We start from the raw sequence: 15273 nt of genomic DNA, 5'->3' as shown, positions 1-15273 counted from the left end.
TGGAGTGACACCTCATGGCCGTTCAGAAAAGCCACAAGACCCGTTCCAAGCGCGGTATGCGTCGTAGCCACGATTCGCTGACCGCTCCGGCCCTTTCCCAGGACAAGGAAACCGGCACGACTCACCTGCGCCACCACGTCTCTGCGGACGGCTTCTATCGTGGTCGCAAGGTCGTTGACGTCTGATAGTGACGTCTTGTCGGCAGTGACTGCCGACAGCTGAATATGCGGATTGCCATAGATGCCATGGGCGGGGATCTCGGTCCTCGCGCCACTGTCGGAGGTGCCGCCAGAGCGCTCAGCGCCGACTCACGGCTTGATATCGTGTTGTTTGGGCAGCAGTCACGGCTGAACAGCGAGATAGCTCGGCTGCCGCGGTCTCTGGCCGCGGCAGCGTCACGTTTGCAGGTCGAGAATGTCGATGCAGTGCTAGCTGACAGCCAGCAGCCAGCCTGGGCACTGCGTCACGGTGGTGACACCAGTATGGCGCGGATGCTGGCCTGTGTTGCCAGCGGCAAGGCTGCTGCCGGCGTCAGTGCTGGTAATACCGGTGCTCTGATGGCGTTGGCTCGGCATACGCTGGGCACGGTGGCTGGCATTACCCGGCCCGCCATCAGTACAGCCATTCCGACCTGTAACGAGGGCCGCTGCTACCTGCTTGATCTCGGGGCCAACGTTGATGTGGGGCCCGGCAGGCTGGTTGAGTTTGCGCGGATGGGTGACGCCATGGCGCGTCATGTTGATGGTTTGCAGCGCCCGCGGGTCGCCTTGCTGAACGTCGGAGTGGAAGGCACCAAGGGGTCGCCGACGGTGAAAGAGGCCGATCGGCGGCTGCGTGAACTGGTCGATATTCACTATATCGGCTATGTCGAAGGTGACGGTATTTTTTCTGGTGCAGCCGACGTGGTGGTCTGTGACGGCTTTACCGGCAATGCGGTGCTTAAGGCCAGTGAAGGCCTGGCAAAGATGCTGGTGGCGCGGGTTCAGGCAACTTTCGAGGCACATTGGTCGAGTCGGTTGGTCGGATTACTGGCTCGTCCGGCGCTGATGCGTCTTCGCGATGAACTCGATCCGGTTCGGTACAACGGAGCCAGTCTGCTGGGCATCAGGGGTATCGTGGTCAAGAGCCATGGCAGTGCTGACGCGGCAGGATTCCATTATGCCGTGGCGCGCGCTGCACAGGAGGTGCGTCGGGATCTCCCCCGGCGGCTGGCGGTAAGCTGACGCCAGCGTCGCGGCCTGGGCCGCGCCCAGGCCATGCACGCTGTGAAGCAGTGTGTGCCAATACGAGTAACTGAAGGTAAATGATATGACACAACCCCTCGCCCTCATTTTCCCCGGGCAGGGCTCCCAGCAAGTTGGCATGTTGCGGGAACTGGCCGAGCGATACAGTGTAGTGCGTACAACCTTTACCGAGGCGGGTGATGCATTGGGGTATGACCTCTGGCAGGTAGTTCAGGAAGGGCCAGCGGAGTCACTCAATGCCACAGCCTGTACTCAGCCGGCGTTATTGACAGCCAGTGTGGCAATATGGCGTGTCTGGCAGGAGCTTGAAGGCCCCCGGCCTGGTGTTATGGCTGGCCACAGCCTGGGCGAATACAGTGCCATGGTGTGTGCTGGCGTCATGAGTTTTGCCGATGGCGTGCGCCTGGTACGGCTGCGCGGTGAAGCCATGCAGGAAGCGGTTCCGGTGGGTGAGGGGGCCATGGCGGCAATCCTTGGTCTTGATGATGCTGCTGTCGAGCAGGCTTGTGCGCAGGCCGCTCAAGGCGACGTGGTGTCAGCAGTAAATTACAATGCCCCCGGGCAGGTGGTGATTGCCGGCAGCAAGGCTGCCGTTGAGCGCGCCATTTCGGCCTGTCAGGAAGCGGGTGCCAGGCGGGCTATGCCACTGCCGGTATCGGTGCCTTCACATTGCGAACTGATGCGCCCTGCGGCAGAGAGACTGGCCCAGGCAATTGATGGTATTGAGCTCAAGGCGCCGCGCTACCAAGTCATCCAGAATGTAGACGGCCAGGCGCACAGCGATACGAAGGCGCTGGCCAGCCGGTTGATCGAGCAGCTCTACCGTCCGGTTCGTTGGACAAGTTGTATCGAAGCCATGACGGGCCTTGGGGCAGAAGTCTTTATAGAATGTGGCCCCGGAAAAGTGCTTACCGGTTTGAACAAGCGTATTGCCAAGGGTAGTCGTGGACTTGCTATCAACGATCCGGATAGCCTTTCATCTGCCCTGACGTTGGCGCGTAGCGTGACCGACCCAGCGTCCTCAGCCCAGGGCTGAGTCAACCCTCTTTGCAGGCAAATGGAACCAGACCATGACAACTGAGCGTAGAGTTGCCCTGATTACCGGGGCCAGCCGTGGTATCGGTCGAGCCATCGCCCATGAGTTGGGGCGTCAGGGCCGGATTGTGATTGGTACTGCTACCACCGATACTGGTGCTGAGCGCATCAGTGACGACCTGAAGGCCCAAGGCATCGATGGTGCCGGTCGCTGTCTCGATGTGACCGACCAGGCCAGCATCGATGCGCTGCTGGCTGCAGTGACAGAAGAGTTTGGCGCGCCGACCATCCTGGTCAACAATGCCGGTGTGACGCGCGACAATTTGCTGATGCGTATGAAGGAAGACGAATGGGATGCGGTGATGAATGCCAATCTCAAGTCCGTCTATCGTGTCAGCAAAGCGTGTTTGAGAGGCATGACACGAGCACGTTATGGGCGTATCGTGTCGATCAGTTCAGTGGTTGCCACCATGGGGAACATGGGGCAGACAAACTATGCTGCGGCTAAGGCCGGCATGGAAGGCTTTTCCCGTGCTCTGGCGCGGGAAGTGGCATCGCGGGCCATTACCGTGAATGCAGTAGCGCCAGGCTTCATTGCTACCGATATGACGGAGTCGCTGCCTGAGGCTCAGCGCGAAGCGCTGCTTAAGCAGATCCCGTTGACGCGACTGGGTCAGCCGCAGGAAATTGCTGCTGCGGTAGGCTTTCTCACAAGTGATGCAGCAGGCTACATTACTGGCGAGACACTGCATGTGAATGGCGGTATGAACATGCGTTAATGCCGTACCTGGTGACAGTTGCGTCACATTGGTACGGTCTATAAACTTACCCGCAGCCTTTGGCTTGTGGATCTGTAACGGCTGGTCATCTGAACGGCTAACGTGAACGACTGGAGTACGTCTAATGAGCACCATCGAAGAGCGCGTGAAGAAGGTTGTGGCTGAGCGCCTGAACGTCAAGGAAGATGATATTCAGAATACGTCTTCCTTCACCGAGGATCTGGGTGCAGATTCTCTGGACACCGTCGAGCTGGTGATGGCCCTCGAAGAGGAGTTCGACACTGAAATTCCCGACGAGGAGGCAGAGAAGATCACTACCGTTCAGGAAGCCATCGACTACGTCAATTCCAACCAGTAACGACGTATGTCACCGCTTTCCAAAGCGTGTGCGGGATAAACGCTTCCCGTTGAGAGCCGTCCTGCGATGCAGGGCGGCTCTTGTGTTTTCGCCACACTGAGGGGTGGCTTGGGTATAATGCCGAAATAACGACCCTTCCGGGGTCATTCATCACAGCTAGTCTGGAGGAATGCTGATGGCTCGTAGAAGGGTCGTAGTGACGGGCCTGGGCCTGGTTACGCCACTGGGGAATACTGTCGAGGATACCTGGGAGCAGCTGATAGCCGGCAAGAGCGGAATTGCCCCTATCGACAGTTTCGATGTCAGCGGTTTCAACACGCGTTTCGGTGGTTCGGTCAAGGATTTCGATATTGGCGGCTACCTTAATCCCAAGGACGCCCGGAAGATGGATCTGTTCATCCAGTATGGCGTGGCAGCAGGTGCCCAGGCGATCAGCGATGCGGGAATTGAGTGTAACGAGAGCAATGCCCACCGCATTGGTGTGGCGATAGGCTCCGGCATCGGTGGGCTGCCGATGATCGAGCATAACCATAATGCGCTTCTCAAGGGCGGTGCCCGTCGTATCTCGCCGTTCTTTGTGCCGGGTTCGATCATCAACATGATCTCGGGAAACCTGGCGATTCAGCATGGTTTTCGTGGGCCAAATATCGCAATTACCACGGCCTGTACCACGGGCACGCATAATATCGGCTATAGCGCGCGCACCATTGCCTATGGCGATGCCGATGTAATGGTGTGTGGCGGTGCCGAAATGGCCACCACGCCACTTGGGTTGGGCGGCTTCTCTGCAGCCCGTGCGCTATCCAGCCGTAACGACGATCCTGAAGCGGCCAGCCGCCCCTGGGATCGTGATCGTGATGGCTTTGTGCTTTCAGATGGCGCCGGCATCATGGTGTTGGAGGAGTACGAGCACGCCAAGGCACGCGGTGCGCACATCTACGCTGAGCTAACCGGTTTTGGCATGAGCGACGATGCGTTCCATATGACAGCCCCGCCGGAAGATGGCCAAGGCGCAGCAGCCTCCATGAGCAATGCTATCAATGACGCTGGAATCGCTCCGGAGAGCATCGACTATATCAACGCTCACGGCACCTCGACGGCGGCCGGTGACCTCGCGGAAAGTCGGGCAATTGAGCGGGTGATGGGGGGGGCGGCCAAACGGGTAGCGGTCAGCTCCACCAAGTCGATGATCGGCCATCTGCTGGGTGCTGCCGGTGCCGTTGAAGCTATATTTTGCGTGCTGGCCATACGTGATCAGATGGCACCGCCAACCATCAACTTGGATAACCCCCAGGAAGGTTGCAGCTTGGACTATGTGCCTCACACCGCTCGCCAGATGAAGATCGATGTCACCTTGTCGAACTCCTTTGGCTTTGGTGGTACCAACGGCACTTTGATTTTTTCAAAGGTCTGAGCAAGCGTTGATGCAAGCAGGGCAGATGCCGTTAGATCAGACATTTCCGTTCGATGACCGCGGTCTTGCTTACGGTGACGGTCTGTTTGAGACCGTACTGGTGCGTGACGGCAAGGCACAGCTGTGGGATGAACATCTGGCCAGGCTCAAGCGTGGCAGCAAGACACTGGGCTTGGCGATGCCGTCGGCTGATGTGCTCGCTGATCTTCCGAAGCGCTGCGGGTCGGGTTTGAAGGTGCTCAAGTTGATCGTGACCCGCGGCAGCGGTGGTCAGGGGTATCGGTTGCCTGCTGTCGCCTCGTCCCGTCTGCGTTGGCAGGTGCAGCCTTTTACCCCGCGCGCTGACCGCTGGTTGGGTGTGCGTGTGCGTCACTGCGAATTGCGCCTGGGGGTTCAGCCTCGCCTTGCCGGGATCAAGCATCTCAATCGTCTGGAAAATGTGCTGGCACGTAGCGAGTGGCAGGATGCTGAAATAGCAGAAGGCCTGTTGTGTGATAGTGAGGGGCGTTTGACCGAGGCCACCGCCATGAACCTTGTGTGGCGGCGGCGCGGGCGCTGGGAAACCCCGGCGCTGCAGCACTGTGGTGTGGCCGGCACGCTTCGCCAAGCGTTGTTCACTTCGCTTCCACTGATTGAGGTCGAAACTGGGGCCAGGGTGTTGGGCGAGGTCGATGCCTTGTGTCTGATCAATTCCGTGCAAGGCGTGTGGCCAGTACTCCAGCTTGATACGGCCTGGGGCGCAATGCAGCATCATTGGGAACCTAATGCCCATCATCTGGCGCTGCAACGGCTGGCGCATTCGCTACTGGGCTATCCGCAGCCGGATGCCAGTGGATTTCCTGCCAACGGGGGATGAGTGATGAAGCGAGCGGTCAAGTGGCTTGTCATACTGCTGGTGCTGGCAGGTCTGGCGCTATGGGGCGGCTATCGCTACTGGGAAAGCCGGTTTGATGCACCGTTGGCCGTCAGCTCTGAAACGCTGTTTGAGGTACCCGAAGGCGCAGGCTATCACCGAGTGGTCAGCAAGCTGGAAGGTGAAGGTCTGCTGAATGATGGCTGGGCCTATCGTTTGCTTGCGCGGCTCAAGCCTGAGCGAATTCCTTCGTTACGTCCTGGTGAGTATCGCCTTGAGCCGAGCATGACCGGCCTTGAGATGTTCGCGATGCTCGATGCCCACCAGGTGGTTACCTACGCGCTGACCATTCCTGAAGGCTGGACGTTCGCGCAGATGCGTGAGGCCCTGGAAGGTGCCGAGAAGCTTGACCGCCAGCTCAGCGGGCTGAGCAATGACGAGGTCATGGCGCTGTTAGGTCGTGAGGGTGAGCATCCGGAAGGGCGCTTCTTCCCCGACACCTATCGCTACCATAAAGGTGTCAGCGACATCGAGATTCTCCGTCTGGCTTTGAGCAATATGGAGGAGCGGCTGACAGCGGTGTGGGCGGAGCGCGACGAGGACATTACCCTGGAGACGCCCTACGAAGCCTTGATCATGGCGTCGCTGATCGAGCGCGAGACCGGCGCGCCACAAGAGCGGCGTGAAATTGCCGGAGTGTTCAAGCGGCGCATGCAGCAGGGTATGCGGCTGCAGACTGACCCCACCGTCATCTACGGCATGGGCGAGGCCTATGCCGGCAAGATTACTCGTGCCGACTTACGTGAACCTACGCCCTATAACACCTATGTGATCGACGGCCTGCCTCCCACGCCCATCGCGCTGCCGGGTCTTGCTGCGCTCGAGGCGGCAGTCAATCCGGCGGAAGGGGATACGCTGTATTTTGTTTCCCGTGGTGACGGTACGCATCATTTTTCCAAAACCCTGCGTGAGCACAACAACGCCGTGAATCGCTACATTCGTAATCGTTGATTTATTTACTGTTGATCGGGAAACCACCATGTCGGGACGCGGACGTTTCATTACGCTTGAGGGCGGCGAGGGGGTCGGTAAAACCACCAATCTTGAGTGGGTGGGTGACTGGCTGACCGCACGCGGGGTTGAGGTAGTGAAAACCCGCGAGCCAGGTGGCACGCCGATGGCCGAAGAAATCCGAGATCTTCTTCTCGATCCGCACGCAAGCGAGCCGATGGACGCAGATGCCGAGTTGCTGCTGGTCTTTGCCGCGCGCGCCCAGCATCTCGCCCAAGTGATCAAGCCGGCACTTGAGCGCGGCGCCTGGGTGCTATGTGATCGCTTTACCGATGCCACCTTTGCCTATCAGGGGGGAGGGCGCGGCCTGTGCTTCGAGCGGATTGCACAGCTGGAAGACTTTGTTCAGCAGGGCTTGCAGCCTGATCTGACGCTGCTGCTGGATATGCCCATGCAGGCCGCCCAGCAGCGGGTTGACTCCCGTGGTCAGCAACGCGATCGTTTTGAGCAAGAGCAGGGGGCTTTTTTTCAGGCCGTGCGTGAGGCTTATCTGGCGCGAGCGCTTCAGGCGCCGGAGCGTATCGTTGTTATTGATGCCAGCCAGCCATTGGAAAGAGTGCAGCAGGCGCTAGGTGAGCAGCTGTCAAGCCAGCTCGAGGAGTGGATGTGAGCGAACCGGGTGTAAGCCGGCAGGGCGTAGCCGAGGTGCCACACCCGTTGCCCTGGCTGATGCCACGCTGGCATGAATTGTGCCGCTTGGCTGATAGTGGCCGGCTTCCTCACGCGCTGCTGTTCTCTGGTGCCGATGGCATTGGCAAGCAGTCGCTGGCCGAAGCGCTGATTGCGCGCATGCTGTGTGCTGATCCGGGGGATTATGCCTGTGGACACTGTCACGCCTGCCAGATGCTGGCCTCGGGCTATCATCCTGACCTGTTGCGGATTTCGCCGGAAGACGGCAAGCGCCAGATTCGCATTGATCCAATTCGCCAGATCAATGAGGTGGTTGCCCAGACCGCCCAGCAGGGCGGCTACCGCGTGATTTTGCTCAGACCGGCTGAGGCCATGAACGTCGCGGCGTCCAATGCGCTGCTCAAAAGTCTTGAGGAGCCTGGCGAAAAAACCCTGTTTGTTTTGCTTTCGGACGTTCCCTCGCGGTTACTGCCAACCATCCTGTCGCGCTGTCAGCATTGGCCCCTGCCGCTGCCAGCTCAGGCCGATTGCCTGCCGTGGTTGAAAGAACAGCTCAGCGGGCAGCTGGGGAGCGAAGAGAGTGCGCAGTTCTGGTTGCGGGTTGCCGATGGCTTGCCGCTACGTGCGCTAGAGCTGGCTGAACCCGCTGCCCGGGCGCTTCGTCAGCAGCTTCACGATACCTTCGATGCGCTGGTGCGTGGTGCAGAGCCGCTTGACACTGCCGCCAGGCTGGACCGCCAGTTGATTGATGCCATCCTGTGGTACGGTATTGCCTGGCTGGAAGACTTGATTCGCTTCGGCTTGTCCGGTGATGTGCAACGGGTGTGCAACGCTGACCTATTGCCGCTGTATCGCCAGGCCGTCAAAACGGCCGGGTTCGCGACTGGTTCCGCTTGCTGGACTACGCCCGTGAGCAGCGCCGTTTGCTGGCTGCCGGAGGCAACCCCAACCCTCAGCTGGTGCTCGAAGCCTGGCTGATTCGCTGGTCGGCGTTGCTGCGCTCCTGAGGTTGCCGGACTGCTGGTCCTCAAAGCCTGCTTTCAGCTCTATCATTATCAACTCCGTTCTGACCGTGCCCAATCGGGCAGGGTCATCATCCGCTTTCCTGACGTTGCCTTGCCATGTTTGTTGATTCGCACTGCCATCTCGACCGCCTCGATCCGCGTACCCATGGAGGCGACGCTGCTGCCGCTCTCGACGCAGCTCGCGCCCGGGGCGTGCGCCAGTTTCTGGCGATTGCCGTCACCCTTGAAGACGTGCCTGACATAGCTGCCCTGTCGCGGCAACACAGCGACGTGGTGATTTCTGCCGGAATGCACCCGCTGCATACCCCAGAGCAGGAGCCGAGTGTAGAGACCATCATGGCCTATGCCGAGACCCATGAAGCCGTCGCTATCGGTGAAACCGGCCTTGATTTTCACTACGACAGAGTGCCCCGGGAGCAGCAGCTGGAGCGCTTCCGTCGCCATCTGATGGCTGCTACAGAGCTTGAGCTGCCGGTTATCGTGCACACCCGGGAAGCACGTGATGAGACCCTGGCGCTGATTCGCGAGCAGGTGAATCCGCGTGTTGGTGGCGTGCTGCACTGCTTTACTGAAGATCTCGATATGGCGCGAGAAGCCGTTGCTCTTGGGTTCTACATTTCGCTGTCTGGTATTGTGACCTTTCGCAATGCCGAGGCGCTGCGCGAGGTTGCTCGCCGTGTGCCGCTGGATCGTCTGCTGATTGAGACCGACAGCCCCTATCTGGCACCGGTGCCTTACCGCGGCAAACCCAATGAGCCAGCGTGGGTGGTAGAAGTGGCAGAATGTATTGCCGCTGAGCGTGGTATCAGCATCGAAGAAGTGGCGATGCAGACCACCGCCAATTTCTATCAGCTGTTTCGTGCCGCCGCCCCAGAAGTCTCCGACGAGATGCGTGGTGTGCTGGGTCGCGCCGGACTGGTCTGAGCCCATCGTGCATGTAACGAAGCGGATCGCGCTGGGGACAAGCCCAGGGCCTTGAGCAGGAGCCTTGACGATGAACCTTGACACGATGGTGGCCGGTATCGGCCCTGCGGGGAAGATTCCTCCCATTGACAGCTGGACACCCCGCCACAGCGGCGTGATGGACTTGGTCATCACCGCCGACGGGCAATGGGTCCATGAAGGTCGCACCATCAGGCGTGTCGCCCTGGTGCGTCTGCTGGCCAGTATTTTGCGTCGCGAAGACGACGGTAACTATTACCTGGTCACACCCCAGGAAAAGCAGCGCATCCTCGTCGAAGACCACCCTTTCATCATTGTCGATGCGGATCAGGGGCAGGGTAAAGACCCAGACGGTGACTGGTGGCTGACCACTCACTACGGTGATCGTGTTCGACTGGATGCGGAACACTGTTTGAGCGTGACCGAGACGCCAAGGGGAGACGCCGCGCCTGAAGTGCCGGTGCGTTTTGGCATGGCGGCCCGGCTGGGGCGTAACGTTTTCTATCGGCTGGTCGAACAGGCCGAGCCGTTAAACGAACCGCAGGCTGAGGGCCAGTGGCAGCTGGTGCTGACCAGCGGCGGCATCAAGCATCCGCTAGGATATCTCGACGAAGCGCCATGAAACTGACGCCTGAACAGTACGCAGTGGTGACGCATCAGGGTGGCCATGCCCGCGTAGCTGCAGTGGCCGGTGCCGGCAAGACCACTACCATGGTGGCGCGGGTGCTACACCTGCTGGAGCAAGGCGTGTCGCCGCGTCGTATGCTGGTGCTGATGTTCAACCGTTCGGCCCGGGAAGACTTCCAGGTACGCCTGGCCAAAATGGCGCCGTCCGGCCAGCTGCTGCCCGATGTGCGTACCTTTCACTCTCTGGGGCATCGGTTGACAGGCAGCCTGGTGCGCTGGGGCGCGCTGGCGCCGCGTCAGCTGCTCAATGCCGACTGGCAGGTCCAGCGCCTGCTGCGACACGCTACTCAACTGGCGCTGCAGGATAACCAGGACATCTCGGAGCAGGCCTTCGACGATGAGCGCCTTGAGGCACTGGCGCAGTTCTGTGGCCTAGTAAAAGCTGAGATGGCCGACCCTGCCGAGCTCTATGAGCGGCTCGACTTCGGTGAGAATACCCAGCATTTCGTTGCCGCCTTTGACAGGACCGAACAGCTGCTGGCCGATCAGGGGCTGATGACCTGGTCTGATCTGCTCTATCGGCCGCTGCGGGCGCTGGAGGCCGATGTAGGACTGCGTGAGCGGGTACAGGGCTTTCTCGACCATGTCATCATCGACGAATACCAGGACATCAACTTTGCCCAGCAGCGCCTGCTGGCTGTGCTGGCCGCTGACAGGGCCGATGTAATGGCAGTGGGTGATGCCAACCAGTGCATTTATGAATGGCGTGGTGCGAGGCCTGACGCGATGCTCGATACCTTTGGTCAGGTCTTTGGCGCGGCCACAGATTACCCCCTGTCGACCACTTTTCGCCACGGTCATGCCCTGGCGCTAGCCGCCAACCATGCCATCGACGCCAATCGTCATCGCCCTGACCAGCTGTGCTTGGCTGCGCCGAGTAACCCCAATACCCGGTTGACGCTGGACCGCGGCAACCGCGGGATGTTGCGTAGTCTGGCGCAATGGCAGCGTCAGGGTCGGCGGCTGGAAGAAGCCTGCCTGTTGGTGAGAAGCTGGGCACTGTCGGTACCATTACAGCTGGCGCTGTTGCGTGAGTGCATCCCGTTCCGACTGGTGCGTGAAGACCGTTTTGTGTTCCGCTTGCCGTTGGTACAGGCGTTGGCTGGTTATCTGATGCTGGCGCGGGAAGGCAAGCTGCTACGCGACCCCGGGCACGTACTGTCACTGCTGTCCCAGCCCACGCCATTTGTGGCTCGCGACCGGCTGGCAGCATTGGCCGCACGGCTAGCTGACACTCAGCGCTGGCCCACGTCGCAGGACCCTCTGTTGAGTGGCATCAAGCCATTTCAGCAGCGCACGCTGAAAAAACGTTGGGCGCTTTTGTGCGAACTACCCAGCAAGTCGGCATTACCGCCGGCCCAGCTGCTTGAACTGGTGATTGAGCGTGTTGATGCGGAGAAAGTCCTTAAGCGCGCCGCCGCGCGGCGTGATAAAGGTGAAGAAGATGTGCGGCTGCTCGATGTGCTGGTCGAGCAGGCCGGCGAAGTGGCAAGCCTGGATGATTTTATCGAGCTGCTGAGCCGGCCGGTGGAAAACAGTGAGCAGGGCGTGTTGATTACCACCGTGCATGGTGCCAAGGGGCTAGAGTGGCCGCTGGTGGTGCTGGCGGGTGTGAATGAAGAAGACTTTCCTCATTACACTCGCGACACTCCGCCCAACACCGCACGTTTGGAAGAAGAGCGTCGGCTGTTCTATGTAGCGATTACCCGAGCGAAGGAGCAGCTGATGCTGCTGGATGATGGTGGTAGCCATCGGCCCAGCCGTTTTCTGTTTGAAATGGCGTGGCAGGATAGCCAGGCCGTGGCTGAGCGCCTAGTGGGCCAGACATCAGGAACTGCATCAGGCGCTGTATCAGACGAGCCGTTGGCCGTGGTGAACCCTTCGTTGGTCAAACGTTATTTGACAGCGCTGGGGGAGGGTGATCTGCCGGTGGTTGCTGCCACGGCACAGGCGGTGGACGACGTCGTTGGCAAGTATGTTGATCGCGGTAACCCTAGTCGTAATCATACCAATTATCAGGTCGGTCAGCGGCTGGTGCATGCGGTATTCGGCCAGGGAAAAATAACCGTGATCGAAGGAAACCCTGCCAACCCGGTGCTAGAAGTTGCTTTTAACGAAGCGGGTACGCGGCGTCTGGTGGCGAGCCTTGCGCCCATATCTCTCCAGTGAGGAATCAGCCCAGTGAGGAAAAGTATGACCCAGTATCCATTGATCGATAGCGCCACGCTAAAAAACGCGCTGGAAAGTACACAACCCCCACTGGTGCTGGACTGTCGGGCGCGGCTCGGTGATGCCGATGCTGGCGCTGAGCTGTGGCGAGCCAGGCATATTCCTGGCAGTCGGCATATCGATCTTGACCGCGATTTGGCCTCAGCGTCGGGTGAGGGCGGCCGTCATCCGCTGCCCCAGCCTCAGGCCTTTGTCGCCACACTGCAGCGCTTTGGCGTGACGCCGGATCGCCCCGTGGTGGTGTACGACGACATGGGTGGGCAGATGGCGGCGGCGCGGGCTTGGTGGATGCTGGCCTGTTGGGTCGGTCATCCGGATGTGCGTCTGCTGGATGGCGGCCTGGATGCCTGGCAGCAGACGGGTGGAAAGCTGGCCCAGGCGGGTGCCAAGGAGGGCGCAAAGGGTGACGCTTCGCAGCCTTCGCTCTGGGTGCCGCGCTTTGACGACAGCCAGATTGTGAATGCCCGGCAAGTTAGTGCAAGTGATGCGCTCAAAGTGGATGCACGGAGTTTTGAGCGTTTTCGTGGTGAGGCCGAGCCGATTGATCCGGTGGCGGGGCATATTCCCGGGGCAGTGTGTCGCCCTGGCGGCGAAAACCTCGACAATGGGCATTTCAAGTCTGCCGAGCGTCTATCGCAGGAACTGCCGGATGCCGACGAGGTTATCGCTTACTGTGGTTCCGGCGTTAGCGCCTGCCAGACGATTGTAGCCTATGGTGTGGCGGACAGGCCGCTGCCGCGGCTGTACGTCGGCTCATGGAGCGACTGGGTCCGCGACCCCGAGCGGCCCGTAGTGACTGGAGATGACACCTGAAAGTTCATCCCCACCGTTGAGGTGGGGATGAACTTTCAGTGGTGCCCTGTCAGTGGCGCTCCAGTTTACATGTTGGGGTAGGTTGGTCCGCCACCGCCTTCTGGGGCGACCCAGGTGATATTTTGTGCCGGGTCTTTGATGTCACAGGTCTTGCAGTGCACGCAGTTCTGGAAGTTGATCTGGAACTGTGGCTTGCCATCATCACCTTCAATCACTTCATACACGCCCGCGGGGCAGTAGCGTTGGGCTGGCTCGGCGTATTCCGGCAAGTTATCGCGGATCGGTATTGCCGGGTCCTCGAGCTTGAGGTGGCAGGGCTGGTCTTCTTCGTGGTTGGTGTTGGAGAGATACACCGATGAGAGCTTGTCGAAGGATAGCTTGCCATCCGGCTTGGGGTAATTGATTTTCTCGAACTCGGCGGCCGGCTTGAGTGTCGCATGGTCGGGGGTGGTGTCGTGAATATTGGGTAGCTTGCCACCACCCAGCAGTTGGTCGAGGAAGTTGTAGGCGCCGCCAATCACCGTGCCATGCTTGTGGATCGCCGGGCCGAAGCTGGCACTTTCCTTGAGCTCGGCGTAGGCCCAGCTCTGCTCCCATTTTTCGGTGAAGGCCGTCAGCTCCTGGCCGCCTTCATCGCCTTTGCTGATTGCCTCGAACACCGCTTCGGCGGCCACCATGCCGGACTTCATCGCCGTATGCAGGCCCTTGATCTTGGCAAAGTTCAGGGTGCCGGCGTCGCAGCCGATCAGTAGACCGCCAGGAAAGGTCATTTTGGGCAGGCAGTTGAGGCCGCCCTTGGTCAGTGCGCGGGCACCATAGGCGACACGCTTGCCGCTTTCCAAGTGCTTGGCCAGCACTGGGTGGTGCTTCATGCGCTGGAATTCATCAAACGGCGATAGCCAGGGGTTCTGGTAGGACAGGTCCATGATCAGCCCGACCATGACCTGGCTGTTTTCGCCGTGATACAGGAACCAGCCGCCGTGGGTCTTGCTGTCCAGTGGCCAGCCGGAGCCGTGCAGGATCAGGCCGGGTTCGTGTTTGTCGGCGGGGATATCCCACAGCTCTTTCAAACCGATACCGTAGTGCTGTGGGTCCTTACCCTTGTCCAGCTCAAAGCGCTCGATCAGCCGCTTGCCTAAGTGCCCACGGGCGCCTTCGGCAAACAGGGTATACTTGGCGCGTAGCTCCATGCCCGGCATGTAGCTGTCCTTGTGGTGGCCATCGGCAGCGACGCCCATGTCACCGATCAGGATGCCGCGTACGGTGCCGTCTTTATCCTGGATCACTTCCTGGGCGGCAAAGCCGGGAAAGATATCAACACCGAGTTCTTCTGCCTGCTCGCCAAGCCAGCGGCACAGGTTGCCGGCGCTGAGTACGTAGCGCGTCTGGTCTCCGCCGGTGTTGTGCATGGACTTGGGCACAAAGGCGTTAGGTAGTTTCTGGGCTTTCTCGGCGTTTTTGAGCAGGTAAAGTTCATCGCGGATGGCCGGTGTGTTGAGTGGTGCGCCGCGCTCTTTCCAGTCGGGGAACAGTTCATCCAGGGCGCGCGGCTCAAACACCGCGCCTGACAGGATATGTGCGCCAACCTCAGCGCCTTTTTCCACCACGCACACGCTCAGCTCCTGCTCAGCTTCGTTGGCCTGTTGCATTAGGCGACAGGCGGCGGCCAGTCCTGCTGGGCCAGCGCCGACGACTACCACGTCGAAATCCATGGAGTCGCGTTCTACTTGTTCGCTCATCGGGTTGTTCTCCTCCGGAAACGACGCTTGTGCTACCCAGCCTGTACTGTCTGGCGTGGGCTGTGACTAACGTCGAAGATATTAAAACGATCGTTTGCTTCTAGATATGCCCCATGATAGGCATAATAGCCTTAAAGGGTCACCCCTTACGATGGGTTAATACATGACCAGCGCGCCCTGAAGATCTGAAGGGTAGCTTGCAGGGATTGTTGCCATTGCGCTGCCTGTGGCACATTGGTAGCGATATTCTACTGTGGGGCAGGTCAGGCACTCGCGGGAAGCCTGACAAAAGTATTTCGGACGATTTTGGCGGATGGTGGCTGTTTGGATTGCCTCCATCCTGAGCGGTCCCTGTCGTCATCATCCAGGAATCTGAGACTGAACCAAGCGAGGACACCATGAAAGTACTCGTCGCGGTCAAACGCGTCATTGATTATAACGTCAAGATCCGTGT

Annotated in this window: 14 protein-coding genes and 1 pseudogene; 14 read left to right on the top strand and 1 reads right to left on the bottom strand. The window is 59.8% G+C overall.

From position 1 onward, the window contains the following. Positions 1 to 14: 14 nt before the first annotated feature. The 14 genes and pseudogenes from rpmF (at position 15) to ACTH3D_RS04850 (ending at position 13080) form a co-directional block, all read left to right on the top strand. Positions 15 to 185: a 50S ribosomal protein L32 gene (gene rpmF / locus ACTH3D_RS04915; protein WP_441665850.1), complete on the top strand. Its 171-nt coding sequence runs from the start codon at positions 15 to 17 to the stop codon at positions 183 to 185. Positions 186 to 224: 39 nt separating this feature from the next. Beyond that, the gene (plsX, locus tag ACTH3D_RS04910) at positions 225 to 1223 is read left to right on the top strand and encodes a phosphate acyltransferase PlsX (RefSeq protein ID WP_441665848.1); all 999 of its coding nucleotides are present in this window, start codon (positions 225 to 227) and stop codon (positions 1221 to 1223) included. Between the two features lie 85 nt (positions 1224 to 1308). Further along, positions 1309 to 2280: an ACP S-malonyltransferase gene (fabD, locus tag ACTH3D_RS04905; RefSeq protein WP_441665846.1), complete on the top strand. Its 972-nt coding sequence runs from the start codon at positions 1309 to 1311 to the stop codon at positions 2278 to 2280. 34 nt (positions 2281 to 2314) lie between these two features. Next, positions 2315 to 3058 carry a 3-oxoacyl-ACP reductase FabG gene (fabG, locus tag ACTH3D_RS04900; RefSeq protein WP_441665844.1) on the top strand — a complete coding sequence of 248 codons (744 nt, stop codon included), beginning with the start codon at positions 2315 to 2317 and terminating at the stop codon, positions 3056 to 3058. A 124-nt stretch (positions 3059 to 3182) separates the two neighbouring features. Further along, on the top strand, positions 3183 to 3416 hold the full coding sequence (gene acpP, locus ACTH3D_RS04895) for an acyl carrier protein (protein WP_441665842.1): 234 nt from the start codon (positions 3183 to 3185) through the stop codon (positions 3414 to 3416). Positions 3417 to 3591: 175 nt separating this feature from the next. Beyond that, positions 3592 to 4830, top strand: coding sequence for a beta-ketoacyl-ACP synthase II (gene fabF / locus ACTH3D_RS04890; protein ID WP_441665840.1), 1239 nt, complete (start codon positions 3592 to 3594; stop codon positions 4828 to 4830). 25 nt (positions 4831 to 4855) lie between these two features. Then, positions 4856 to 5686, top strand: coding sequence for an aminodeoxychorismate lyase (pabC, locus tag ACTH3D_RS04885; RefSeq protein ID WP_441665838.1), 831 nt, complete (start codon positions 4856 to 4858; stop codon positions 5684 to 5686). Between the two features lie 3 nt (positions 5687 to 5689). Next, positions 5690 to 6694 (top strand): endolytic transglycosylase MltG, encoded by a 1005-nt coding sequence (mltG, locus tag ACTH3D_RS04880; protein WP_441665836.1) that lies wholly within the window; start codon positions 5690 to 5692, stop codon positions 6692 to 6694. A 28-nt stretch (positions 6695 to 6722) separates the two neighbouring features. Then, the gene (gene tmk / locus ACTH3D_RS04875; RefSeq protein WP_441665834.1) at positions 6723 to 7364 is read left to right on the top strand and encodes a dTMP kinase; all 642 of its coding nucleotides are present in this window, start codon (positions 6723 to 6725) and stop codon (positions 7362 to 7364) included. A gap of 59 nt (positions 7365 to 7423) precedes the next feature. After that, positions 7424 to 8391 (top strand): annotated as a pseudogene (locus tag ACTH3D_RS04870) (DNA polymerase III subunit delta'). Between the two features lie 114 nt (positions 8392 to 8505). Then, positions 8506 to 9333, top strand: a complete 828-nt coding sequence (locus ACTH3D_RS04865) for a TatD family hydrolase (RefSeq protein ID WP_441665832.1) — start codon at positions 8506 to 8508, stop codon at positions 9331 to 9333. Between the two features lie 70 nt (positions 9334 to 9403). Further along, a complete protein-coding gene (locus tag ACTH3D_RS04860; RefSeq protein ID WP_441665830.1) occupies positions 9404 to 9973 on the top strand; it encodes a DUF1285 domain-containing protein in 570 nt (189 codons plus the stop codon). Further along, entirely contained in the window at positions 9970 to 12207 is a 2238-nt protein-coding gene (locus tag ACTH3D_RS04855; RefSeq protein ID WP_441665828.1) for an ATP-dependent helicase, read from the top strand. Before ACTH3D_RS04860 ends, ACTH3D_RS04855 begins: the two co-directional genes overlap by 4 nt. 24 nt (positions 12208 to 12231) lie before the next feature. After that, a complete protein-coding gene (locus ACTH3D_RS04850) occupies positions 12232 to 13080 on the top strand; it encodes a sulfurtransferase (protein ID WP_441665826.1) in 849 nt (282 codons plus the stop codon). Between the two features lie 65 nt (positions 13081 to 13145). On the opposite strand, the gene ACTH3D_RS04845 is transcribed toward ACTH3D_RS04850, so the two are convergent. Continuing rightward, on the bottom strand, positions 13146 to 14819 hold the full coding sequence (locus ACTH3D_RS04845; RefSeq protein ID WP_441665824.1) for an electron transfer flavoprotein-ubiquinone oxidoreductase: 1674 nt from the start codon (positions 14817 to 14819) through the stop codon (positions 13146 to 13148). Between the last annotated feature and the right edge of the window lie 454 nt (positions 14820 to 15273).

Origin of the sequence: Halomonas sp. (assembly GCF_052095765.1) — a bacterium.
GTDB lineage: Bacteria > Pseudomonadota > Gammaproteobacteria > Pseudomonadales > Halomonadaceae > Halomonas.
The sequence above is the reverse complement of the archived record's forward strand: the minus strand, read 5'-3'. Positions and strand labels throughout refer to the sequence as shown.